The sequence below is a fragment of the Rhodopseudomonas boonkerdii genome (genome assembly GCF_021184025.1).
Lineage (GTDB): Bacteria > Pseudomonadota > Alphaproteobacteria > Rhizobiales > Xanthobacteraceae > Tardiphaga > Tardiphaga boonkerdii.
The window spans coordinates 2863259-2886930 of sequence record NZ_CP036537.1 but is presented as its reverse complement, the minus strand read 5'-3'; the positions used below and the strand labels follow the sequence as shown (position 1 = coordinate 2886930).

At 61.8% G+C, this 23672-nt stretch carries 20 protein-coding genes and 1 pseudogene; 11 read left to right on the top strand and 10 right to left on the bottom strand.

The window, feature by feature from the left end:
* Window positions 1-3 precede the first annotated feature (3 nt).
* From glpX to E0H22_RS13370, 4 genes are all read right to left on the bottom strand, one after another.
* Window positions 4-1002 (bottom strand): class II fructose-bisphosphatase, encoded by a 999-nt coding sequence (glpX, locus tag E0H22_RS13385; RefSeq protein ID WP_233021515.1) that lies wholly within the window; start codon window positions 1000-1002, stop codon window positions 4-6.
* Between the two features lie 58 nt (window positions 1003-1060).
* A complete protein-coding gene (locus E0H22_RS13380; RefSeq protein WP_233021514.1) occupies window positions 1061-2383 on the bottom strand; it encodes a homoserine dehydrogenase in 1323 nt (440 codons plus the stop codon).
* A 71-nt stretch (window positions 2384-2454) separates the two neighbouring features.
* Window positions 2455-3675 carry an LL-diaminopimelate aminotransferase gene (locus tag E0H22_RS13375; protein WP_233021513.1) on the bottom strand — a complete coding sequence of 407 codons (1221 nt, stop codon included), beginning with the start codon at window positions 3673-3675 and terminating at the stop codon, window positions 2455-2457.
* Window positions 3676-3774: 99 nt separating this feature from the next.
* Entirely contained in the window at window positions 3775-4101 is a 327-nt protein-coding gene (locus E0H22_RS13370; protein ID WP_233021512.1) for a hypothetical protein, read from the bottom strand.
* A 355-nt stretch (window positions 4102-4456) separates the two neighbouring features.
* Between E0H22_RS13370 and E0H22_RS13365 the strand changes: the two genes are divergently transcribed.
* The 5 genes and pseudogenes from E0H22_RS13365 to E0H22_RS13345 all read left to right on the top strand — a co-directional run bounded on the left by E0H22_RS13365 (window position 4457) and on the right by E0H22_RS13345 (window position 10876).
* Window positions 4457-6196: a PHA/PHB synthase family protein gene (locus tag E0H22_RS13365; RefSeq protein WP_233026354.1), complete on the top strand. Its 1740-nt coding sequence runs from the start codon at window positions 4457-4459 to the stop codon at window positions 6194-6196.
* A 179-nt stretch (window positions 6197-6375) separates the two neighbouring features.
* Window positions 6376-8061: pseudogene (locus E0H22_RS26000) on the top strand (hypothetical protein); the annotation flags it as partial.
* Window positions 8062-8185: 124 nt separating this feature from the next.
* Entirely contained in the window at window positions 8186-9262 is a 1077-nt protein-coding gene (locus tag E0H22_RS13355; RefSeq protein WP_233021511.1) for an autotransporter family protein, read from the top strand.
* A 245-nt stretch (window positions 9263-9507) separates the two neighbouring features.
* Window positions 9508-9909, top strand: coding sequence for an MAPEG family protein (locus tag E0H22_RS13350; RefSeq protein ID WP_233021510.1), 402 nt, complete (start codon window positions 9508-9510; stop codon window positions 9907-9909).
* 25 nt (window positions 9910-9934) lie between these two features.
* Complete coding sequence (locus E0H22_RS13345; RefSeq protein ID WP_233021509.1) at window positions 9935-10876, top strand: glutaminase; 942 nt, start codon at window positions 9935-9937, stop codon at window positions 10874-10876.
* Between the two features lie 72 nt (window positions 10877-10948).
* Here the strand turns inward: E0H22_RS13345 and E0H22_RS13340 are convergent, their stop codons facing one another.
* Window positions 10949-11149 carry a DUF2735 domain-containing protein gene (locus E0H22_RS13340; RefSeq protein WP_233021508.1) on the bottom strand — a complete coding sequence of 67 codons (201 nt, stop codon included), beginning with the start codon at window positions 11147-11149 and terminating at the stop codon, window positions 10949-10951.
* Between the two features lie 520 nt (window positions 11150-11669).
* On the opposite strand from E0H22_RS13340, the gene E0H22_RS13335 reads away from it, so the two are divergent.
* Entirely contained in the window at window positions 11670-12704 is a 1035-nt protein-coding gene (locus E0H22_RS13335) for a glutamine synthetase beta-grasp domain-containing protein (RefSeq protein WP_233021507.1), read from the top strand.
* A gap of 232 nt (window positions 12705-12936) precedes the next feature.
* On the opposite strand, the gene argC is transcribed toward E0H22_RS13335, so the two are convergent.
* From argC to E0H22_RS13315, 4 genes are all read right to left on the bottom strand, one after another.
* Window positions 12937-13995 carry an N-acetyl-gamma-glutamyl-phosphate reductase gene (gene argC, locus E0H22_RS13330; RefSeq protein ID WP_233021506.1) on the bottom strand — a complete coding sequence of 353 codons (1059 nt, stop codon included), beginning with the start codon at window positions 13993-13995 and terminating at the stop codon, window positions 12937-12939.
* Window positions 13992-14678: an FMN-binding negative transcriptional regulator gene (locus tag E0H22_RS13325; protein WP_233021505.1), complete on the bottom strand. Its 687-nt coding sequence runs from the start codon at window positions 14676-14678 to the stop codon at window positions 13992-13994. Before E0H22_RS13325 ends, argC begins: the two co-directional genes overlap by 4 nt.
* A 306-nt stretch (window positions 14679-14984) precedes the next feature.
* A complete protein-coding gene (locus tag E0H22_RS13320) occupies window positions 14985-15971 on the bottom strand; it encodes an MBL fold metallo-hydrolase (RefSeq protein WP_233021504.1) in 987 nt (328 codons plus the stop codon).
* A 141-nt stretch (window positions 15972-16112) separates the two neighbouring features.
* Window positions 16113-16643: a DedA family protein gene (locus E0H22_RS13315; protein ID WP_233021503.1), complete on the bottom strand. Its 531-nt coding sequence runs from the start codon at window positions 16641-16643 to the stop codon at window positions 16113-16115.
* 340 nt (window positions 16644-16983) lie between these two features.
* Here E0H22_RS13315 and chrA point away from each other — a divergent pair, with 340 nt between their 5' ends.
* From chrA to E0H22_RS13290, 5 genes are all read left to right on the top strand, one after another.
* A complete protein-coding gene (gene chrA / locus E0H22_RS13310; protein WP_233021502.1) occupies window positions 16984-18411 on the top strand; it encodes a chromate efflux transporter in 1428 nt (475 codons plus the stop codon).
* Between the two features lie 365 nt (window positions 18412-18776).
* A complete protein-coding gene (gene parE, locus E0H22_RS13305; RefSeq protein ID WP_233021501.1) occupies window positions 18777-20804 on the top strand; it encodes a DNA topoisomerase IV subunit B in 2028 nt (675 codons plus the stop codon).
* 47 nt (window positions 20805-20851) lie between these two features.
* Window positions 20852-21043 (top strand): hypothetical protein, encoded by a 192-nt coding sequence (locus tag E0H22_RS13300; RefSeq protein ID WP_233021500.1) that lies wholly within the window; start codon window positions 20852-20854, stop codon window positions 21041-21043.
* A 92-nt stretch (window positions 21044-21135) separates the two neighbouring features.
* Window positions 21136-21906 carry an SDR family NAD(P)-dependent oxidoreductase gene (locus E0H22_RS13295; protein WP_233021499.1) on the top strand — a complete coding sequence of 257 codons (771 nt, stop codon included), beginning with the start codon at window positions 21136-21138 and terminating at the stop codon, window positions 21904-21906.
* 19 nt (window positions 21907-21925) lie between these two features.
* A complete protein-coding gene (locus tag E0H22_RS13290) occupies window positions 21926-22696 on the top strand; it encodes an SDR family NAD(P)-dependent oxidoreductase (protein ID WP_233021498.1) in 771 nt (256 codons plus the stop codon).
* A gap of 72 nt (window positions 22697-22768) precedes the next feature.
* On the opposite strand, the gene E0H22_RS13285 is transcribed toward E0H22_RS13290, so the two are convergent.
* Window positions 22769-23611: an amidohydrolase family protein gene (locus E0H22_RS13285; RefSeq protein WP_233021497.1), complete on the bottom strand. Its 843-nt coding sequence runs from the start codon at window positions 23609-23611 to the stop codon at window positions 22769-22771.
* Between the last annotated feature and the right edge of the window lie 61 nt (window positions 23612-23672).

Here is a 23672-nt window from a genome sequence, read left to right as displayed (position 1 = left end):
TGCTCAGTCGAGGTGGAATTTTTCGAGCTGGCGATGCTCGCCCTTGATGACACGGACGGTACCAGTCACCGAGCGCATCACGATGGTCTCGGTCTCGATCACGTCGCCACGGAACTTGACGCCCGACAGCAGCGCGCCGTCGGTCACGCCGGTGGCCGCAAACAGGCAGTCGCCCTTGGCCATGTCCTCGATGCCATAGATCAGCTTCGGGTCGGTCACGCCCATCTTCGCAGCGCGTTCGCGCTTTTCCTCGGTGTCGAGGATCAGGCGGGTCTGCATCTGGCCGCCCATGCAGCGCAGCGCCACGGCCGCCAACACACCTTCCGGCGCACCGCCCGTGCCCATATAAATGTCGATGCCCGACTTGTCCGGATCCGTGGTGTGGATAACGCCAGCGACATCGCCATCCGGAATCAACCGCAGCGAAGCGCCGGTGGCACGGATCGCGTTGATCAGCGCTTCATGGCGCGGGCGCTCGAGCACCAATGCGGTGATCTCGGAGACCGGCACGCCCTTGGCTTTGGCGAGACGCTTGATGTTCTCTTCCGGCGGGGCATCGATATTGATGACGTTCTTGTCGTAGCCGGGACCGATGGCGATCTTTTCCATATAGACGTCAGGGGCGTGCAGCAGCGTGCCACCATCGGCCATCGCGAGGGTTGCGATCGAGCCCGGCATATCCTTGGCGCACAGCGTGGTGCCTTCGAGTGGATCGACGGCGATGTCCACCTTAGGGCCGGCATTGATACCGACCTTCTCACCGATATAAAGCATCGGAGCTTCGTCGCGCTCGCCTTCGCCAATCACGATGGTGCCTTCGATGGGCAGCTTGTTGAGCTCACGGCGCATCGCGTCCACGGCGGCCTGATCGGCCGCCTTTTCCTTGCCGTGACCGCGCAGGCGAGCCGCCGACACGGCCGCACGTTCGGTGACGCGCACGATTTCCAGTGTCAGAATTCGCTCGAGGAGTTGCTGCGGCGGGACGGAAATATGGGTGGACATCGATTGGCTCCTTTGGCAGCGGGTCCTGGATGAGACCCTATAACTCTTTCGCGGGCGATCAGTTCTTTTCGATGCGGATGACCTGCGGCTTGCCCGAGATCACCTTGTCCTTCTGCACGGCCTGCAGCGCGCGGCGCATGGCATCCTCAGCCGTGGCATAGGTGATCAGGATAACCGGCACGGGTGACGATTTTCTTGTGCCATCGATCGGCTCGAGCTTGCCGTTCGGATGCTTTTGCACGATCGACTCGAGCGAGATCTTCTGCTCGGCGAGACGCGTGGCGATGCGCGCAGCGGTGCCGGCGAGATCGCGCGCCATCAGGCGGATGTAATAGCCGCCTTCGTGACGCTCCATCGGCGCCTTGGTGGTGGTCTTCAGCTTCGCAACCGGCTGCGCGAACGGCAGCGCACGGACGTTGCGCGCGACATCGGCGATATCGGCCAGTACGGCAGACGCCGTGGCGGCACCGCCCGCCCCCGGTCCGACCAGCGTGATCGGCGCGATACCGGCACCATCGATGGTCACGGCATTGGTCACGCCCATCACCTGCGCGATGGACGAGGTCAGCGGCACCATGGTCGGATGCACGCGCTGCTCGATACCCGTCTTGGTGCGCATGGCCACGCCAAGCAGCTTGATACGATAACCGAGTTCGGCCGCCGCGCGGAGATCTTCAGCGGCAATGGTGGAAATGCCTTCCACAGAAACAGCACTCTCGGCGACCTTGGTGCCGAAAGCGAGGCTGGCAAGGATCGCGAGTTTTTGCGCGGTGTCATATCCGTCCACGTCGAAGGACGGTTCGGCTTCGGCATAGCCGAGGCGCTGCGCGTCCTTCAGGCATTCCTCGAAAGACAGCCCCTCCTGCTCCATCCGGGTCAGGATATAGTTGCAGGTGCCGTTGAGGATGCCATAGACGCGGTTGATGGAGGTGCCCGACAGGCCCTCGCGAATGGTCTTGATGACCGGGATGGCACCGGCGACGGCGGCTTCGTAGTTCAGCGCGCCGCCATGCTTCTCGGCCGACGTCGCAAGCTTGAGGCCGTGCTTGGCGACCAGCGCCTTGTTCGCGGTGACGACGGACTTGCCGGCGGCAAGTGCGGCGGAGATCGAGCCGAGTGCGGGATCGCCCGCCCCTCCCATCAGTTCGACGAAGCAGTCGACCTCAGGATGGGTCGCAACCGCGAGCGGGTCCTTCATCCAGTCGATGCCGCGCAGGTCGATACCACGCTTCTTGGCCTTGTTACGCGCGGTGACCGCCACGACCTTGATGCCGCGGCCGCAGCGCGCGGCGAGGATGGACTGCTGCTGTTCGATGAGACGGACGACTTCGGCGCCAACGGTGCCGAGACCCGCGATACCCACTTTGAGGGGTGCGACCATAGAATTGTAACCTGTCGGATTTTCTTGGTGAGCCGGGGATTGCGCGGAAGCTTGGGACTTCCGCGCCGGCCTTATCGCCGGTTGGCGAGCGGAACCACGTTGTGCAACGTTTCCAGCCCGCTTTCAAGGAAGCGGCGCACGCCGCGGGCAGCCTGGCGAATGCGTTGTTCGTTCTCGACGATGGCGATGCGGACATAGCCCTCGCCATGTTCGCCGAATCCGACACCGGGGGACACCACCACGCCGGATTTTTCAACGAGAAGCGTGGCGAATTGCATGGAGCCGAGCTCGCGGAACTTCTCGGGCAGCGGCGTCCAGGCGAACATCGAGGCTTCCGGCGACGGGATATTCCAGCCGGCGCGGCCGAAGCTTTCCACCAGCGTGTCGCGGCGCTTGCGATAGGTGTCGCGCATTTCGCGGATACAATCGTCAGGCCCGTTCAGCGCGGCGGTGGCAGCCACCTGCACCGGCGTGAAAGCACCGTAGTCGAGATAGGATTTCACCCGCGTCAAAGCGGCGACGATGCGCTCGTTACCGACCGCGAAGCCCATACGCCAGCCGGCCATGGAGAAGGTCTTGGACATCGAGGTGAACTCGACGGTGACATCCATCGCGCCGGGCACCTGCAGCACCGACGGCGGCGGATTCTTGTCGTCGAAATAGACCTCGGCGTAAGCGAGATCGGACAGGATGTAGATCTCGTGCTTCTTCGCAAAGGCGACGAGGTCCTTGTAGAAATCGAGGCTCGCAACTTTGGCAGTCGGGTTCGACGGATAGCAGACCACCAGCGCGATCGGCTTGGGGATCGAGTGCTGGATGGCACGCTCCACCGCAGAGAAGAAATCCGGCGTCGGGTCCGACGGCACCGAGCGGATCACGCCGCCGGCCATCAGGAAGCCGAACGCATGGATCGGATAGCTCGGATTGGGCACCAGCACGACATCGCCCGGCGCGGTGATCGCCTGGGCGACGTTGGCAAAGCCCTCCTTCGACCCCAGCGTGGCGACGATCTGGGTATCCGGGTTCAGCTTCACGCCGAAGCGGCGGGCGTAATAAGCCGCCTGGGCCTTGCGGAGACCCGGAATGCCCTTCGACGACGAATAGCCGTCGGTACGCGGCTTGCCGAGGGTTTCCTTAAGCTTCTCGAGGACATGCGGCGGGGTTGGCAGATCCGGATTGCCCATGCCCATGTCGATAATGTCGGCGCCCGAATTGCGCGCGGCGGCCTTGGCCCGGTTGATCTGTTCGAACACATAGGGCGGCAGACGGCGAATTCGGTAAAAATCTTCCATGGGTCTCGGGCTCCGGAGGAACCGCCTTCAAGGTGCGGTTGAATCGTCTCTTTCTAGCATGGGGGCCGGGTGACACCAGTCACGACCGGGTGGAATCGCTCAGCGGGCCGAGGTTTTTGCCGCGGCGTCGGCCGGAGCGGCCACGGCCTGCCGGTCGCGGGCCTTGATCAGGTCGGCCTCAAGCTTGGCCTGGTCGGCCGGGGCCAGCGTGGAATCCTTGCTGCGGGCGGTCGGGATGTCGTGCACCGGCAGATATTCACCAGGCTGAGCCGACCGCGCCGGCAGGTTCGACGGCGCTCCCACGACCGGAAGATCAGCCACAGTCGAGGCACAGCCCCCAAGAACGAGGCCGAGCGCCAGCAAAGCCGCCAGGACACTCGCCCGACCGCCTGCCCTCGTCTCGTTACCTGCGCCGGAACCAGTCACGCTACAACCTGCCATCCCTTTCGGCGGCCTACTACCGCACAGCACCATTCTAGATGACAAATCTTTAACGCCGTCAGAATGGCACAACTTCCGGGCAAGGGCTTGGGCTCTCAATATGACGGAAGCAAGACGCATGACGCGCTGCAGCACATCGAATCCTGCGGCGATCCGCGAACTGTGTCATCATGCTCCGGCGTGGTGACGTAGCGTCACCGCATTGGAATGAAACCGCAGCCGTGCCATGACCGACGTCGCCGATACCAAAACCTCCCCCGGCCCCGCCAGCAGTCAAGCCAACGGCAAAACCGACGACGGGGCGGCGAAACCGTTCAATCCCGAAGCCTTCGCGCTCAACATGGCCAAGGCCATGGAAAGCAGCGGCAAGGCACTGGCCGCCTATCTGCAGCCGCGCCAGACCGGCGAGATTCAGGACAAGCCGCCGAACGAGCTGACCGAGATCATCAAGACATTCAGCACGGTGGCCAATTACTGGCTGTCCGACGAAAAGCGCTCCACCGAGCTGCAGATGAAACTCGGAAAGGCTTACCTCGATCTTTGGGGCTCGGCGATGCGCCGGATGACCGGCGAGAGCGCGGAGCCATCATCGCAGGCGCCGCTCAAGGACAAGCGCTTCAGCGATCCCGAATGGAAGTCGAACCAGTTCTTCGACTTCGTGTTGCAGGCCTATCTGCTCGGCACGCAATGGGCATTCGACCTCGTCCGGAACGCCGAGGGACTGGACGCGCATACGCGAAAGAAGGCCGAGTTCTACGTCACCCAGATTACCAACGCGATTTCGCCGTCGAACTTCGTGCTGACCAATCCGGAAGTGCTGCGCGAAACCGTCGCCTCCAATGGCAGCAACCTGATGCGCGGCATGTCCATGCTCGCCGAGGACATGGAAGCCGGCCGCGGCGCGCTGCGCATCCGCCAGTCCGATCCCAAGGATCTCGAAGTCGGCGTCAATATGGCGACGACGCCGGGCAAGGTGATCTACCAGAACGAGATCATGCAGCTGATCCAATACACGCCGACGACCTCGAGCGTGCTGCGGACGCCGCTCCTGATTGTGCCGCCCTGGATCAACAAATTCTACATTCTCGACCTCAAGCCCGAAAAATCATTCATCAAATGGTGCGTCGATCAGGGGCTGACGGTATTCGTGATCTCCTGGGTCAATCCAGACAAGACACTGGGGACCAAGACCTTCGAAGACTACATGAAGCAGGGCCCGCTTGCGGCCATGGACGTCATCGAGAAGGTCACCGGCGAGCTTACGGTCCACACCATCGGCTATTGCGTCGGCGGCACTCTGCTCGCCTCGACGCTGGCCTGGCTTGCCGAACGCCGCCGCGTGCGTGCGGCCTCGGCGACCTTCATGGCGGCACAGGTGGATTTCACCCATGCCGGCGATCTCATGGTGTTCGTCGATGAGGACCAGATTTCAGCGCTGGAAAAGGACATGCAGGCAGCTGGCGTTCTTGAAGGCAGCAAGATGGCGATGGCCTTCAACATGCTGCGCTCGAACGACCTAATCTGGTCCTATGTCGTGAACAACTATCTCAAGGGTAACATGCCCCGAGCGTTCGACTTGCTGCACTGGAATTCCGACGCGACGCGGATGCCGGCCGCCAATCATTCGTTCTATCTCCGCAACTGCTATCTCGAGAACAAGCTCTCGACCGGCAATATGGTGCTCGACAATACCCGCCTCGATCTCTCCAAGGTCAAGGTACCCGTCTACAATCTCGCCACGCGCGAGGACCATATCGCACCGGCGGAGTCGGTGCTGTACGGCTCGCAATTCTTCGGTGGCCCCGTGAAATACGTGCTGTCCGGCTCCGGTCACATTGCTGGCGTCGTCAACCCGCCTTCGTCCGGGAAATATCAATACTGGACCAACGACAGCAATCACGCGGCGAATGTTGCGGACTGGATGAAGACCGCAACGGAGCATGCAGGCTCCTGGTGGCCGAACTGGCGCGAATGGATCGACGGTATCGACGCCGAGCAAGTACCGGCACGCGCTGTCGGGACCGAGACGTTTCCGGCACTGGAGGACGCGCCCGGTAGTTACGTACGCGTTCGCGCCTGAGCGAGCTCAACGACTGCATCGTTGCCGGCTGTTGTTAGCAGCTGTTGTTTTTATAGTTGCAACGTCACCTTATTATCACAACACAGATCGGCTGCGCGCAGAGCCTTGCAAAGACTTGCAGAACAACGATTTGCGAATCCGTATTCGCAAATGGGTTCCATGATCTGCGCACGACTTTGATGCAGTGCAGATTGACGGAAAGACAGCTCCGTCAGCTTGTTTCTCAGAGGCCGCCAGAACATTCGATTCGAATAAGATGGAATTCGAGTATGTTCGCACGCGTCGCGGCTTGCTCTCTCGACAGCACAGTGTGGTCAGTACGTCAGCGCCTAGCCGCTAGTCGTATGCCGCGCAGTTCCAGCAAGAACGCCTGTCAGTTTTCGCACGCTGTCGTGCTGCTCTCCACCAGCGCCTTGGCAACCGGATCGCTGCTATTTTCTCCCGCCCCAGCGCTCGCCGCGTGCAACAACAGCGCCCCCACATCGGGACAAACCGTTACTTGCGACAGCTCTGCGCCCAATCCGACGACTGCCGCCGTCACAGCCGTGCCCGGCAGCTCGAATGTCACCGTCAATATTCAGAATGGAAGTGCGCTGACGATTACGCGCGCGACCAGCGTCACCGGTGTGCGCGTCGTCGATGGCAGCACGATCAACAACGACGGCAGTATTGCCCTGTCAGGGGGTGGAGGCGGCGGCCTCAATCGAGGCGCCGGCCTGCTTGGCTCCGGCAACAACAATCTCATCACCAACGGCGTATCGGGCGTCATCAGCACGACTGGCGCCTACAACGACGGCATTGCCGCCGACGGCAGCGGCAACACCCTGACCAATAACGGCACGATCACGACAACCGGGCCAAACGCTTATGGAATGACCGCCAGCTGGGGGCAAAGTGGCGGCGGACAACCCAACAACACATTGATCAACACCGGCACCGTCACGACAAATGGAAGCAGTGCGCGCGCCGCTTCGATTCTCGGACAGAACGGCGTCATCATCAATACCGGCACGCTCTCGACGAACGGTAGCAACAGCACCGCCGCCTATATGCAAGGAACCAATGACCGGTTGACGAACAGCGGAACGATCCACGCCACGGGTGCGGGATCGTTCGCTGTCGATTCCAATACTGCGCCAGGTTTCGCGGCGACCATCCAGAATCTGTCGGGTGGCCAGATCATCAGCGATCAGGGAACTGCAATCCGGACCTTGAACGGCCCCAGCTCGATTACCAATGCCGGCCTGATCAGTGGCGGCGGTGGCACCGCTTTGCTCGGCGGCAACGGCAACGTCACCCTGACCCTGCAGACTGGCTCCCAAATTATCGGACTTGCCAACGGCGGCGGCGGCGCCAATACGGTCCACCTGCAAGGCACCGGCACGGCCAGCAACCCCTTCACGAATTTCCAGACACTCTACATGGAAGGCTCTGCCTGGACCTGGAGCGGCAGCGGCGATTTCCATGACACCTTCATCAGCAGCGGTGCGCTACAACTGCAAAGCTCCCTGACCGGCAACGTCAATATCGCAGCCGGCACCAGCCTGCTCGCCGGCAATGGCGCCAATCCGTCGATTACGCCCTATCCCGGCGGCCCCGCCATCACGGTCACCAATGCCGGCCTGATCGATCTTACCAATGGCTCATCTCCCGCTGCGAACAGTCTCACCATCGTCGGCAACTACGTCGGCAACGGCGGACAACTAAACGTCCGATCGGTTCTTGGCGCAGACAACTCACCATCCGACAGACTGGTGATTTCCGGTGGCGCAGCATCGGGATCGACGAGCATTGGCGTGACCAATGCCGGCGGTTCGGGCGGCCTGACAGTCAGCGACGGCATCCTTGTGGTTCAGGCCACCAACGGCGCGACCACGGCAGCCAACGCGTTCTCGCTCCGCGGCGGCTCGGTGATGGCGGGCTCAATATTATCTCTTCCATGGCGGCGTCTCGGCGGGCACGAGCAACAACTGGTATTTGCGCTCAAGCGTGCCACCGGTCCCCGTCACGCCGACTGGGACGCCATCCGATCCGACACCGGCCCCCATCCCCGCGCCGAATACGCCCATTCTGCCGCCCGCGCCTGTTGCAGGAGCGGCCCCCATCCCGCTCTATCGTCCGGAGGCCGCGCTATACTCGGCTGTCCCCGCTGTCGCACGGCAGCTTGGTATTACCACGCTTGGTAATTTCCACGATCGCCAGGGCGATCAAAGTCTTCTAACGGGTGGTAACGGCACTGTTTCCGCCGCATGGGGACGCGTCTTCGGTGAACACACCAGCCAGCAATGGTCCGGCATGACCAATCCGTCGTTCCGCGGCATGGTCAATGGCCTGCAATCTGGCCTCGACCTGTTCGGCTGGGAGAGCGACAACGGCCACCGTGATCGCGTCGGCCTGTTTGCCGCTTACGGGCGCGCTTATGGCGATGTCCATGGCTTCAGCGGTGGCTTTCAGAACGTCGCAGTTGGCACGCTGTCGCTGGATGCCACCAGCCTCGGCGGCTACTGGACCCATATCGGCCCAGGCGACTGGTATATCGATGGCGTCGTGATGCACAGCTGGTACACGGGTTCTCCCAGCTCCATCGGCCGCCTCTCGGCGGCAACCGATGGCACCGGCTTTTTGGCCTCGCTCGAAAGCGGCTATCCGTTCAGGCTGACACCCAACCTCAGCATCGAGCCACAAGCGCAACTGATCTATCAGCACCTGTCGCTCGCAGCGACGCAGGATCAGGTGTCCAGCGTGTCCTTTGGCGGCGCCGATGCCTTGAGCGGACGGATCGGCCTGCGGCTGCAAGGCAATTACCAGAACGCGGCGGCATTGCTTCAGCCCTATCTCAAGGCAAATCTCTGGCAGGATTTCGGTGGTCGTGACACCGTCACATTCGCCGGGACCGATATTCTCGATACCCGGCGCATGGCCACCGCGCTTGAATTCGGTGGCGGCATCGTCGCAAAGGTCTCGAGCACGGTCGGTGTCTTCGCGGGCGCAAGTTACACCACCAACCTCGACAGCAATGACCGGAAAACCATTCAGGGCAATGCCGGCATCCGCGTTACCTGGTGAGTGCCGCAGTCCTATCATCTGCGGACCGCGCCCGTGGCAATATCAAGCCATCTGAGGCGTCGGCATCCGCGAGCGTTCACCCGGCTGGCCATACGGCATCGGAGCAAAAGCGCGACGACCTATCGACAATTGCCCCTTCAAGCAGGCATAAAGCTGTTGCAGACGCGCGTCGCAACGGATGAGTCTGAAGGACAGACTTTCATGTAGTCGCCGTTGGGAAACGCAACACTGAAAGGATAACGCCGATGACGCGCGAATTATTCTGGCTGACGCTGACCGTGATTTTGACCGGTCTGCTCTGGTTACCCTACAGCATCAACCGCGTCATGGTGCGTGGCGTCGGCGGCGCCATGGCCAATCCCTCGCGCAACGACAAGCCGCAGGCCGAATGGGCCAACCGGCTGATGTTCGCCCATGACAATGCGGTCGAGAATCTTATTATCTTCGCGCCGCTGGTCATCATCCTCAATCTCGCTGACGTCTCAACTCCGGCCACGGTGATGGCTTGCATCGTCTATTTCTGGTCGCGCATTGCGCATCTGGTGGTCTACACGCTGGGCCTGCCGGTGCTCCGTACCATCGCCTTCCTCATCGGCTTCGCTGCCCAGGCGGTCCTCGCCCTCGCAATCCTGCGTATTCCGGTCTGAGGCGGGATACGCCAGTCCTACCCGCATGAGTCACGCTGCGCCCGATCTTCAAACCATCGTCACAGAAATCGCCGAGGAGATGGCGCAGCGGCCCGACCGCGGCGAGGTCGCGAGCTATATTCCCGAACTCGCCAATGTCGACCCCAATCAGTTCGCCCTGGTGGTGGTGGATGCGGACGGAAATATTGCAGCCGGCGGCGATGCCGATGTGCGGTTCTCGATCCAGAGCATTTCGAAGGTCTTCACCCTGACGCTGGCTCTCGGCATGGTCGGCGACCGGCTGTGGAAACATGTCGGACGCGAGCCATCGGGCAATCCGTTCAACTCCATCGTTCAGCTCGAGCGCGAACGCGGCGTACCGCGCAACCCCTTCATCAATGCAGGAGCGATCGCGGTTACCGACGTGATCCTCTCGGGCCATCAGCCACGCGAAGCGATCGGTGAAATCCTGCGCTTCATGCAGTTCCTCTCGGGCGACAGCAGCATCGTCATCGACGAGACAGTGGCGACCTCCGAGAAGCGCACGGGTTTTCGCAACACCGCGCTGGCGAATTACATGAAGTCGTTCGGCGTGATCACCAATCCGGTCGATTTCACGCTGGGCGTCTATTTCCATCACTGCGCGATAGCGATGTCGTGTCGGCAACTGGCGATGGCGACGCGGTTTCTCGCTTATTCCGGGCGCAATCCGAGCACCGGCCTTTCGGTGGTTTCGAGCGAACGCGCACGCCGCATCAATGCGCTGATGCTGACCTGTGGGCATTACGACGGCTCCGGTGAATTCGCCTATCGCGTTGGTTTGCCCGGCAAGAGCGGTGTCGGCGGCGGCATCATTGCGGTCGCGCCAGGCAAGGCCTCGATCGCAGTATGGGCGCCGGGCCTCGATCACCACGGCAATTCGCATCTCGGCCGCATTGCGCTGGAAGAGCTGACGCGGCGGCTCGGCTGGTCGATCTTCGGGACGTGAGACGTCAACAAAAAGGGCCGAAACATTTCTGTCTCGACCCTTGGCCGCCGTCCCTAATCTTGCCTGGCGCACTCAATGCTCCACCTTCCGCTTGTCTTCTTCGATGGCATCGTCGTGGTACCAGCCCGAGCCGAAATCCACCGCAGGATAGCTGCTCACATCCGCGGACTTGAACTCGCCGGAACGTCGGGCGAGCGCCGCGCGGCCGCCAGCCGGGAACTGATAGATGGTTGCAGTCGTCCGATTTTGATCGGAATGATTGGTTGTTCTCATCTCCTGGATCTCCTGCCTGACGCGTTGTTTTGTCTGTTCGGCCGTCAGGTCTTTGAAATGTAACAGGCTCGCTCGCACTTTGTGCCGGATGCCTCATAAAAAGCAGGCAATTGCCGACAATATGCGCATCCGCGCGGCATGCGCTTTAGCGGCGCAGCTTTCGGCTGCGGCAGACTGACCTGCCCGACGACGAATGAGCGTCTGAAGGGCAGAAAAATTCCTACAAAAGGACCCCTGCAACGGAATTAAGCAGACGGTATTTGGGTATCCGGTCCAAAACCTACGGAATTTGAATAGCTTCCCGATGATTCTTCCGGGCCTCGATGATGCTCGATGTCACTCGGCTTGCCTCCTGGGGACGCCGTCGACTTTCTCGTCATAAAAACGTTGCGCCGCGGCAAGTTGGCATACTACGTGCTTATGAAGATGCGCCGCTGGGAACGGAATTTCCGATCTCGGCATCGTCCAGAGTTTACTCCTGCCGGGGTTCACTCCTTTCGCCAACTCGTGAGAGACCTGAATGACCAAGTATAAGCTCGAGTATATCTGGCTCGACGGTTACAAGCCGACGCAGAACCTGCGTGGCAAGACCCAGCTGAAGGACTTCGACAGCTTCCCGACCCTCGAACAGCTGCCGCTGTGGGGCTTCGATGGCTCGTCCACCGAGCAGGCCGAAGGCCGCTCGTCGGATTGCGTGCTGAAGCCGGTCGCCGTGTTCCCGGATGCCGCCCGCGTCAATGGCGCGCTGGTGATGTGCGAAGTCATGATGCCCGATGGTGTTACCCCGCATCCGTCTAACCACCGCGCCACCATTCTCGATGATCCCGGCGCCTGGTTCGGTTTCGAGCAGGAATACTTCTTCTACGAGAACGGCCGCCCGCTCGGCTTCCCGACTGACGGCTATCCCGCTCCGCAGGGCCCCTACTACACCGGCGTCGGCTTCAAGAATGTCGGCTCGGTCGCCCGCGAAATCGTCGAGGAACATCTCGACCTCTGCCTCGCCGCCGGCATCAACCACGAAGGTATCAACGCCGAAGTGGCCAAGGGCCAGTGGGAATTCCAGATCTTCGGCAAGGGCTCCAAGCGCGCCGCTGACGAAATGTGGATCGCGCGCTACCTGCTGCTCCGCCTGACGGAAAAGTACGGCATCGACATCGAATTCCACTGCAAGCCGCTCGGCGATACCGACTGGAACGGCTCGGGCATGCACGCCAACTTCTCGACCGAGTATATGCGCACGGTCGGCGGCAAGGCTTATTTCGAAGCCCTGATGGCCCAGTTCGACAAGAACATGATGGACCACATCAACGTTTATGGTCCGGACAATCACATGCGCCTGACCGGCAAGCATGAGACCGCGCCGTGGAACAAGTTCTCCTATGGTGTTGCGGATCGCGGCGCTTCGATCCGCGTCCCGCATTCGTTCATCAAGAACGACTACAAGGGCTATCTCGAAGATCGCCGCCCGAACTCCCAAGGCTGCCCCTACCAGATCGCTTCACAGATCCTGAAGACGATCTCGGAAGTCCCGACCGAGAAGAAGGCGGTTGCGTAAGCTACAGGCTGAATTGAAATGAGAAACGGCCCGGATGAAAATCCGGGCCGTTTTGTTTTCTTGTCACGTTCACTCGGTCCCTGATCCTGAGCAGCGGCCGTCTTCGGCTGCGTCTCGAAGGATGACCGCGAACTCGCGCCAAGCCGGCTCATGGTTCGAGACGGCACTGCCAGCGGCGCGATTGCGCCGCTAGGCCTCCTCACCATGAGGGACGGAGTTTGCGTTGGGTCCCTTACGGGAACATCGCCGGCTGATCGATGCCCAGCGTCTCGGCAAAGCCGAGTACCAGATTCATGTTCTGCACCGCCTGCCCGGACGCCCCCTTGGTGAGGTTGTCGAGCGTCGAGACAATGATCGCGCGGCCCGGGATACGATCGGCGGCAACGCCGATGAAGGTCATGTTGGAGCCGCGCACATGCCGGGTATGCGGCGTCTTGCCGAACGGCAGCACGTAGACGAACGGCTCCTTCTCATATTGCTTGACGAGAATCTCGTGCAGCTCCTCGGCGGTCTTGCCGCGCCGGCCGCGGACATAGATCGTCGAGAGAATGCCGCGGTTCTGCGGCAGCAGATGCGGCGTGAAAGTAACAATGACTTCCTTACCGGCCGCCTTGGAGAATTGCTCGTCGAGCTCGGCCATGTGCCGGTGCTTGCCGACGCCGTACGCGTTGAAGCCGTCCGACACTTCGGAGAACAGCATTTCTTCCTTGGCCGAGCGGCCGGCACCGGTCATACCAGATTTCGCGTCGATGATGATCTCGTCGGTCTCGATGGCCTTGGCCTTGATCAGCGGCACGAGCGGAAGCTGGGCGCAGGACGTGTAGCAGCCGGGATTGGCGACGAGACGCGCCTTCTTGATGTCGCGCCGATAGACCTCGACCAGACCGTAGACGGCCTCCTTCTGCAGCTCGAGCGCATGATGCTCGTGCCCATACCACTTGGCATAGGCTGCGGGATCGCTGAGACGGAAGTCGGCGGAGAGATCGACGACCTTGGTCTCCGGCGCCTTGGCGAGCAGATCCTGCAACACCTTCTGCGTGGTCGCATGCGGGAGCGCGCAGAAGACCAGATCGAGTCCCGCGGTCGCCCAATCGACACTGTCGATGGAGACCAGCGTCGGCAGGTCGTAAGGCGCGAATTGCGGAAATACGTCGCCCATCTGCGCCCCTGCCCGCCGGTCGGCGGTGAGGATTGTCAGTTCGACCTTCGGATGGCGCAGCAGGAGCCGCACGAGTTCGGCGCCGGTGTAACCGGAGGCGCCCAGAATGCCGATTCTCTTCTTGTTGCTCATCCCATAAATCCTTCCGCCTCGGCCATAGCAGCCAAATGTGACGTCTCTTCCGCAAACAAATGCGGCCGTAATTTGCGCATCTCGTTCGCAATTTCCATCGCTGCCGGCTCCGGCCGCATCGCCAGCGCACTCATGACAGCCAGATGATCGGCATCGGACTTATGCTGGTTGAGCTTGAAACTGCCCTCTACCTCGTCCACCGCCATCACCACGCCGACGATCGCCTTCTTCATCGCATCCAGCCGGCCCGGCGCCATCTTGTCCGAGGTCCATGGCTTCTTCGGCGCAAGCCAGCTTTCGAATCTGGCGCTCAGCGCGTCAAGATGCGAGCCCAGCTCACGGCCGGACAAAAGACGCGCGGGACCGGTGAGATGCACCGCTTGATAGAGCCAGGTCGGTACCTGGTCGGGAGAGACATACCAATCTGCCGAGACGTAGGCATCGGCGCCCGTGATAGCCATGGCCCACGGCGTCGCGCCATCGGCTAGTTTCAAGAGCGGATTCTGCCGGGCGAGATGGAAGGCAAGATGCGGCGTGCCGTCATTGCCGTAGGCGAGACAGAACGGGACAGCCGAGCCGATCGGCTTGCGGCCATCAAAGGCGCAGATGGTGCCGAAGCCACGCGCGTCCGCAAACGCCAGTGCGTTGCTGCGGTCGGTCTGGAATATCGGCGGGGTATACATGTCAGGCTCCTTCGGGATGAAGGCAGCCGGAGATCGATCGCGCTGCTGTAGGGAGAAACTGCCGCGGACCGTATCCGGCGGCAGTGAGGCGATCCTTAGAGACGAGCGCCAGCTGCCGCGAGAATGCGGCGACGGCGGGCGAGTGCGCTGGTCACGAAACGGATCATGGGCGCGTCATAGAGCCGCTGCGATGATCCGTCAAGGTTGCTGTATCGGCCGTTGGGCAGGTTAGCGAAGCGTAACCCGCCAGCCGAGGCACAGAAACGGCGGATTACGCCTTCGACTAATCCCGCCCTGCAGCCAAGCTTACACCGGGCTCCACGGCGCCGGCACGAGCCGATAACCATTGCCGTCCTTCTCGACAAAACCATTCGCAGGGAACGGATAGTGGAAGCCCTGCACGCGCATCTTCTCGGCCACCAGCATGTCATAGACCTTGCGGCGGGTGGTCTCGGCCTGGGCCGGGTCCTGGTCGAACATCAGGTGCCAACCGGGATTGGTCACGAACAACGACGGGTGATTGGTGACGTCCGACTGGATGAACACCTTGTCGCTGCCGGAGGAGAGGATAAAGGACGTATGGCCCGGCGTGTGACCGGCGGCCTCTACCGCCAGCAAGCCCGGTGCAACGTCCTTACCCCACTCATACGGCGTGACCTTTTTCTTCAGCCCATCATTGAAGAGTTTGCGGTTGCTGGTGAACAGGCCCTTCATGCGATCGCTCGAAGCTTTCGCCATCTCGCCGTCGTCATTCCAGTATTTCCACTCGGCCGCAGGCACCAGCACTTCGGCATTCGGGAAAGCCGGCGTGCCATCAGCGGCGAGCAGACCATTCACGTGATCGCCGTGGAAATGAGAGATCACCACCACGTCGACGTTCTTGGCATCGATCCCGGCGGCCGCCATGTTGCTGGCGAACTGACCGACGTTGCCTTTGGTGGCTGCGAACGCACCGGGACCATTGCCAGTGTCGATCACCACCAGTTTGCCGCCCGTATTGATCACCAGCGGTGCGAAATGAATGGTCATCCTGTCCTTCGGCAGGAAGGACTTCTCCAATTGCGCATTGACCTCATCCTTCTTCGCATTGAGGACGAAGGTATCGGCCAGCGGGAACGTGTTTGCGCCATCGGAGATGACGTTCACCTGCGCATCGCCGACCTTATAGCGATAGAAACTTGGCGCCTGTTTCTCGGCAAGCGGCGCCGCGGCTTTGGCGGGCATTGCAGCAACGAGCGGAGACGCGGCAAGCGCGGCGGCGCCGGTGAGAGCCTGACGACGAGACAAGTCCATGGTCTATCCCTCCAGTGAAGCTGACCAGCGTGATGCCGGGCAAATGTCCCAGCGATCTCTATCAGCAGTTTGACAGCCGCACGAGGCGACAAATCCCGTGCGCGGGATCAACACCCCGCCGACCAGATTATTCCAGACCGCCTATTTGTATTTCAGCGCCCATTCGGCCGCGATCGAAAGCGCATCTCCACACATGATCAGAACGCCTGCCCAGACAAATGCTGACAAGAAATTGGCGAACTGGAAGCGCCAATACGGCATCTCGAAAATGCCGGCAACGAGTGGGACCGAGGCACGCAACGGCCCGAAGAAACGGCCGATGAAAATGCTGGGAACGCCCCAGCGGACAACGAAGGCTTCTCCACGCGGCAGCAGGTTCGGGTATTTCGACAGCGGCCACATCTGGGCCACGCGGTCCTTGTATTTATAGCCAAACCAGTAGGACAGCCAGTCGCCCAGAGCGGCGCCGATAGCGCCCGCGATCAGCACCGGCCAAACGCTGAGATCGCTCGCGCCAACCAGTGCGGCAATCGCGATCAGCGCTCCCCATGCCGGGACCAGCAAAGAGATGAATGCGAGCGACTCGCAGAAAGCAAGAAGCAGGACGATGGGCGCAGCCCAAGCCTGATGCTCCCTCACAAATTCGGTGAGGCCGTGGAAAGCGTCTGCCATGGCGTCACGTCTTGCCAGAGCCGCCGATCAAATGCCAGCAGCCGCCCTGCGACATCATCATCACGGTTTGCGGAGGAAATAGTCATAGTCGCCCAGCGAACCGTGAACAAAACGGTTCCGGACCCGGTCTCCCCGCTTGCAGATCAACGCAGTTGCGAAAAGATCATGGGTCCGCCACGGAGCAAAACTCGGGCGGCAACCGGCGATTGCGCTGGACGGCACGCGCTGACGAATTGACAGACGCACGATCCGCCGATTTATTTCAAGCATGGGGACCAGCGATCTCCCCGTCAGGCAACATGCCCAAGAATCGCGTCCTGTTGAGCATCAAGGGCGCCACATGTCTGCCACTGAACAGAAGCTACCCGACGTCGTGTCGGGCGATCCAGCCATAGATCCCATCCGCTTAGATCCCATCCGCTTGCATGGCATCTCATTTTCTGAAGCCCTGCGCGTCTGGCTCCGCATCTCCCTGCTTTCATTCGGCGGTCCCGCAGGCCAGATCGCGGTAATGCATCGCATCGTTGTGGAGGAAAAGAACTGGATCTCCGAGGCGCGATTTCTCCACGCGCTGAACTATTGCATGCTGCTGCCTGGCCCCGAGGCGCAACAGATGGCGACTTATATGGGGTGGCTGTTGCATCGGACCGTCGGCGGCATCGTCGCCGGCACGCTGTTCATCCTGCCGGGCGTTATCGCCATCATGACGCTGAGCTACGTCTATGCGGCCTATGGCAATGTCGGCTTTGTCGCAGCGCTGTTCTTCGGTTTGAAATCTGCGGTCCTTGCCATCGTCATCGAAGCGGTGATCCGGATCGGCCGGCGCGCGCTCGGCAATCCCGTCATGTATGCGATCGCCGGCATCGCTTTCGTTGCAATCTTCTTCTTTGCCGTACCCTTCCCGGCCATCATCCTCACGGCAGCCATCATCGGCCTGATCGGCGCACGACTGGAGCGGACGGAGTTCGCCACTGTTGCGCACGGCGGCAAGTCCGAGGCGGTCATCGACAGCATGCTGGGCGACGGTATCCCCGATCATGCGGGGCTAGACCTCGGACGCACCTTGCGCGTCCTTGCGCTGTGGCTGGCGCTCTGGCTAGTGCCGGTCGCGGTCATAGTCATCAGCCTTGGCTGGGGGAGCGTATTCAGCCAGATCGCTGTCTTCTTCAGCAAGCTGGCCATGGTGACTTTCGGCGGCGCTTATGCGGTGCTGGCCTATGTAGCTCAGCAGGCAGCCGATCAATATCACTGGGTCACAGCACGCGAGATGCTCGACGGCCTCGGCATGGCCGAGACGACGCCGGGGCCGCTGATCATGGTGGTGCAATTCGTGGCCTTCATGGCCGCATTCCGCGATGCCGGCGGCTTGTCGCCCATGCTGGCCGGAACACTCGGCGGATTGCTCGCGACTTGGGTAACTTTCACGCCTTGCTTCCTCTGGATCTTCGTCGGCGCGCCCTACATTGAGGCCCTGCGCGGCAACCGCATGCTAGCCGGCGCGCTGGCGGCGATCACGGCGGCCGTTGTCGGAGTCATCCTCAACCTATCGATCTGGTTCGCCCTGCATACGTTGTTCCGGCAAAGCCTTGCGATCGAGCGCTATGGTTTCAATTTTGACGCGCCTGTATGGGCCAGCGTCGATCCCGCGGCGGTCCTGCTATCGGCTGGAGCCGCCATCGCCATCCTGCGCTTCAAGCTGGGGATGCTACCCGTACTCGGTGCATCATGTGTCGCCGGTATACTTCTGAAATTGGCCGGACTCATCTAGCGCTATCGAACGGCGAGCTCTCGCATTATACACCCAAAAGAATTTAAAATCACACCAAACCATCCAGGATTGTAAACGAAGCTAAAGGCGACATGCCGCCAGCGGGCCTGAGGTTCCCGGCCGGGTTGGCATTACACTTTTGACCGACCACGCCTATCTCGCGGTTCCCGTCACCGGCTTACTGATCATATCCGCAGCCATGGTGCTGGTCGTGAAGATCGTGCTACGCACCGGGCGCGCCACTCCCGTGGCTTGAGTCCGGCGTTGCCGTCCGTTAGCCCATGGACAGCCTAGTCGTGGCATAGTCTCAACAACGATTCGCCGCGACATGCCACGGCGACACCTCATACAAGACTTCAAGATATATGGCCAAGGCACTGAAACCGAAAGACAAAACAGACCTATTTGGAGCAGCCTCTGCGAAATCCGCTCCCAAGGCGGCCAATGCGGAGGCAGGCTACACTGCCGCCGACATCGAGGTCCTCGAAGGTCTCGAGCCGGTGCGACGGCGGCCGGGGATGTATATCGGGGGAACGGACGAAAAGGCACTTCACCACTTATTCGCGGAAGTGATCGACAACTCGATGGACGAGGCGCTGGCGGGCCACGCGACCTTCATCGAGGTCGAACTTGCGGCCGACGGCTTCCTCACCGTGTCGGACAACGGCCGCGGCATCCCGGTCGATCCACATCCGAAGCAGCCGAAGAAGTCGGCGCTCGAAGTCATCATGTGCACACTCCATGCTGGCGGCAAGTTCGACTCCAAGGTCTACGAGACCTCGGGCGGCCTGCACGGCGTCGGTGTCTCGGTGGTGAACGCCCTCTCCTCGCTGCTCGAGGTCGAGGTCGCGCGCAACCAGCAGCTCTACAAGATGACCTTTGTCCGCGGCATCCCGCAGGGCAAGCTGCAGGAGCTCGGCAAGGTCCATAACCGCCGCGGCACCCGCGTCCGCTTCAAGCCGGATACCGACATCTTCGGCGCCAAGGCACATTTCAAGCCGCAACGCCTCTTCAAGATGGCGCGCTCGAAAGCCTATCTGTTCGGCGGCGTCGAGATCCGCTGGAAATGCGATCCCGAACTGCTGAAGGGCATCGAGGACTGCCCGGCCGAGGCAACCTTCCACTTCCCCGGCGGCCTGAAAGATTATCTCGCCGCGGCGATCCATGCGGACACGCTGGTACATCCGGAGATTTTCTCCGGTAAGAGCGGCCGCAACGGTTCGCATGGCGCCTGCGAATGGGCGGTGGCCTGGACGGCGGACGCCGACGGCTTCATGGCCTCCTACACCAACACCGTGCCGACGCCCGATGGCGGCACGCATGAAGCCGGCATGCGCAGCGCCATGCTGCGCGGCCTCAAGGATCACGCCGAACGCGTCGGCCAGGGCAAGCGCGCAGGCAACATCACTTCGGAAGACGTGATGGTCGGCGCTGCGGTCATGTTGTCGGTGTTCGTGCGTGAGCCCGAATTCCAGGGCCAGACGAAGGACCGCCTCGCCACCGCCGAAGCGCAGAAGATCGTCGAACAGGCCATCAAGGACCCGTTCGACCACTGGCTGTCCGGCAATCCGGTGCAGGCCAACAAGCTGCTCGAATTCGTCATGGAGCGCGCCGATGAACGCCTGCGCCGCCGTGCCGAAAAGGAAACCTCGCGCAAGACCGCGGTGAAGAAGCTGCGCCTGCCCGGCAAGCTGGCCGATTGCACCAACACCGCGACCGAGGGCTCGGAACTGTTCATCGTCGAGGGCGACTCGGCCGGTGGCAGCGCCAAGCAGGCCCGCGACCGCAAGACGCAGGCCATCCTGCCGCTGCGCGGAAAAATCCTGAACGTCGCCTCGGCGACCAAGGACAAGCTGACCGCCAATCAGCAGCTCGCCGATCTCATGCAGGCCATCGGCTGCGGCACCGGCGCGCATTATCGCGAGGAAGACCTCCGTTACTCTCGCATCATCATCATGACCGACGCCGACGTCGACGGCGCGCATATCGCATCACTGCTGATCACCTTCTTCTACCGGCAGATGCCGAAGCTGATCGACGAGGGCCACCTCTATCTCGCAGTGCCCCCGCTCTATCGCCTCACCCATGGCAGCAAGACGGTCTATGCACGTGACGAGGCGCATCGCGATGCGCTGCTCCGAAGCGAGTTCAACGCCAATGCCAAGGTCGATATCGGCCGCTTCAAAGGCCTCGGCGAAATGATGCCGGCGCAGCTGAAGGAAACCACGATGGACCCGGCGCGCCGCACGCTGCTGCGCGTGCAGCTCCTGCCCGACGACCGCGAAGGCACCGCGGACTCCGTCGAGCGCCTGATGGGCACCAAGGCTGAGGCACGCTTCGCGTTCATCTCCGACAAGGCGGAGTTTGCAAGCGAAGACCTGCTGGACGTTTGAGCCATCGCCTCGCGAAACCAAGCGATGGGGACGCGCGTATCCCACTTATGCGCGCGCCCCTACTCACTCTCGGTATACTTTCGATACTGGTCGGCCTGCTCTGGATCGGCCACGGCACGGGCCTCGTGCCGTGGCCACAGTCGAGTTTCATGATCAACCAGATGTCTTGGGCCTATTACGGCGCTGCACTTGCTGCTGTTGGTCTCGGATTAACCGGCTATGCGCTGTCGCGACCTTGATCGCAACGCCCCCTTTCCTCCCGCCCCCACACTTGCGATGATCCCCTTCAGGCGCGCCGCAGAATGCGCCGGCAAGGAACGGGGTGGATCGCGTGACCAATCAGCTTTTCGATCTTAAAGGCCAGGTGGCTATCGTCACAGGCGGCAATGCCGGCATCGGGCTCGCGATGGCGCGCGGGCTGGCTGAGGCCGGTGCGGCGGTCACCATCGCCGACCGCAATGCCGAGAACTCGGCGCAGGCGAAGGCATCGCTGGAACGTGACGGCCACCGGGTTCTCGCTGCCGTCACCGACGTCACCGACACCGCTTCGGTCGCCGACATGGTTGCAGCGACGCGCGAACGCTTCGGCCGGATCGATATCCTGATCAACAATGCCGGCATCAGCATCGCTGCGCCGCTCGCGGAGATGACGCTCGCCGACTGGCAGACGGTGATCGACGTCAACATGACCGCGCCCTTCATCTGCGCGCAGGCCGTCTATCCCGCGATGAAGCAAGGCGGACGCGGCAAGATCATCAATATCGCCTCGGTGCTGGCACAGCTCGGCGCGGGCGGCGCTGCGAACTACGCCGCCAGCAAAGGCGGCATCCTGCAATTCACCCGCTCGCTCGCAACCGCGTGGGCCGCGGACAACATCCAGAGCAATGCGATCCTGCCCGGCTGGATCGACACCGATCTGACGAGCCGCGCCAAGGAGCGCGTGCCTGAACTGCACGACCGCATCGTGTCGCGTGTGCCCGCCGCACGCTGGGGCCGGCCGGACGACCTCGTCGGCGCCGCCGTGTTTCTCGCCAGCGCGGCATCCGATTTCGTCAACGGCGCGGCGCTGACCGTCGATGGCGGCTTCTCCATTCAAGGCTGATTTCGCGAAGGACGACACCATGACCAAAGGACTGTTCGATCTCACCGGCCGCGTGGCCATCGTCACCGGTGGCAATGGCGGCATCGGGCTCGGCATGGCGCGCGGCCTCGCCTCGGCCGGCGCATCGATCGTCATTGCCGGACGCAATCAGGCAAAGTCGGATGCGGCCGTTGCCGAACTCGCAGCCAGCGGCGCACGGGCGATCGCACTGACGCTCGATGTCAACGATGCCGCTACCGTCAAGGCGCTGGTCACCGACACGCTGAAGGCGTTCGGCCGCATCGACATCCTGATCAACAATGCCGGCATGAATGTCCGCAAGACGCCGGACAGACTGGCGCTGGAGGAATGGGACAGCGTCATCAAGACCAATCTCACCAGTGCGTTCGTGATTTCGCAGGCGGTGTATCCCTCCATGAAGGAAGCCGGCGGTGGCAAGATCATCAATATCGGATCGATGATGTCGATCTTCGGCGCCAGCTTCTCGCCGGCCTATGGCGCCAGCAAAGGCGGCATCGTGCAATTCACCCGCTCCTGCGCCATCGCCTGGGCGCCGGACAACATCCAGTGCAATGCTGTTCTGCCGGGCTGGATCGATACCGAACTCACGCAGAATGCGCGGCGCGAGGTCGATGGCCTGCATGACAAGGTGCTGGCGCGCTCGCCGTCGGGGCGATGGGGGGCGCCGGGCGACTTTGCCGGCATCGCCGTCTTCCTCGCATCGCGCGCGTCGGACTTCGTGACCGGCGCCGCCATTCCCGTGGATGGCGGCTTCTCGGTGCAAGGATAACTGCGAAGACTTTTTCTCTCGTGAAGCATGATCTTATCCCGAAAACCGGTGTCCACTTTTCGGGATCATGCTCTATTTCTCCGCGAACAGCGCTCGCGCATTGCCGTGGGCGATCTTCTTCGCGATCGCCGGCGGCAATTGCGCCAGCCAGGCGCGATAGCCGGCCATGATGTCGTCATAGCTCGCCCAGCGCTCCGGCACCCAGGTGTCGGAGCCGACGAGGAAGCGATCGGGATAGGTCTCGAACAGGCGGCGCCATTCCGGCGTCAGCTTGCCGCCGCCATCGACGATGCCGCTGCGATAGGACAGTTCCCCCCACAGCTTCGGATATTTCGCGAGCATCGCAGCGACGCGATCGGGGCCGAGACTGAAGCCCGTATGGGCCCAGATGATCTGCGCCTTCGGATTGTGGCGCATCAGGATTTCGACGGCTTCGGCATCCGCGTGAGCGTGCAGATAGAGGTTCTTCTCGACGGCAAAATCGACGGTCTTCTTCACCATCTCCGTATCGGCGGCCTTGCCGGTCAGATGGAATTCGCCGACGCCGCGATAATAGCCGCGCCTGTACTCTTCCTGCACGAGATCGAAGATCACGGGATCGTTGAACCACGAGCCGATATCGGCGCGGATGCGATAGGGCCGGATGAACGGCACCACCTGCAGACCGCTCGCCTTGCCCTCCGTCTGCTTGTCCATCAGCACATGCGTGCCGGTGTTCGGACGGCTGGTGGCGAGGATGCCCGTGACACGATTGCGCTTGAAGACTTCAAGCACCTCGTCCGGCTGATAATACGGCTTCGGCTCCCAGTTATAGTGCATGTGGGCGTCGAAGATCTCGATCGGCTCATTGGCGCGCGCGGGAGCGGCGAGCAGCAGCACAAAGCCGGCTGCGGCGCAGAGGACCTTGATCGACATGGTGATGCTCCTGTCCGGTACGGTCGGGTGACGTACGTAGGGTGGGTTGAGCGAAAGCGAT

Bases quoted from the DNA above. Each gene is read 5' to 3' on its own strand.
- E0H22_RS13340 (WP_233021508.1), bottom strand. From the start codon at position 11,149: ATGAGAACAACCAATCATTCCGATCAAAATCGGACGACTGCAACCATC.
- glpX (WP_233021515.1), bottom strand. From the start codon at position 1,002: ATGTCCACCCATATTTCCGTCCCGCCGCAGCAACTCCTCGAGCGAATT.
- E0H22_RS13380 (WP_233021514.1), bottom strand. From the start codon at position 2,383: ATGGTCGCACCCCTCAAAGTGGGTATCGCGGGTCTCGGCACCGTTGGC.
- parE (WP_233021501.1), top strand. From the start codon at position 18,777: ATGGCCAAGGCACTGAAACCGAAAGACAAAACAGACCTATTTGGAGCA.
- E0H22_RS13315 (WP_233021503.1), bottom strand. From the start codon at position 16,643: ATGGCAGACGCTTTCCACGGCCTCACCGAATTTGTGAGGGAGCATCAG.
- E0H22_RS13285 (WP_233021497.1), bottom strand. From the start codon at position 23,611: ATGTCGATCAAGGTCCTCTGCGCCGCAGCCGGCTTTGTGCTGCTGCTC.
- E0H22_RS13325 (WP_233021505.1), bottom strand. From the start codon at position 14,678: ATGTATACCCCGCCGATATTCCAGACCGACCGCAGCAACGCACTGGCG.
- E0H22_RS13300 (WP_233021500.1), top strand. From the start codon at position 20,852: ATGCGCGCGCCCCTACTCACTCTCGGTATACTTTCGATACTGGTCGGC.
- E0H22_RS13375 (WP_233021513.1), bottom strand. From the start codon at position 3,675: ATGGAAGATTTTTACCGAATTCGCCGTCTGCCGCCCTATGTGTTCGAA.
- E0H22_RS13345 (WP_233021509.1), top strand. From the start codon at position 9,935: ATGAGTCACGCTGCGCCCGATCTTCAAACCATCGTCACAGAAATCGCC.
- chrA (WP_233021502.1), top strand. From the start codon at position 16,984: ATGTCTGCCACTGAACAGAAGCTACCCGACGTCGTGTCGGGCGATCCA.
- E0H22_RS13350 (WP_233021510.1), top strand. From the start codon at position 9,508: ATGACGCGCGAATTATTCTGGCTGACGCTGACCGTGATTTTGACCGGT.
- E0H22_RS13290 (WP_233021498.1), top strand. From the start codon at position 21,926: ATGACCAAAGGACTGTTCGATCTCACCGGCCGCGTGGCCATCGTCACC.
- E0H22_RS13365 (WP_233026354.1), top strand. From the start codon at position 4,457: ATGGCCAAGGCCATGGAAAGCAGCGGCAAGGCACTGGCCGCCTATCTG.
- argC (WP_233021506.1), bottom strand. From the start codon at position 13,995: ATGAGCAACAAGAAGAGAATCGGCATTCTGGGCGCCTCCGGTTACACC.
- E0H22_RS13320 (WP_233021504.1), bottom strand. From the start codon at position 15,971: ATGGACTTGTCTCGTCGTCAGGCTCTCACCGGCGCCGCCGCGCTTGCC.
- E0H22_RS13335 (WP_233021507.1), top strand. From the start codon at position 11,670: ATGACCAAGTATAAGCTCGAGTATATCTGGCTCGACGGTTACAAGCCG.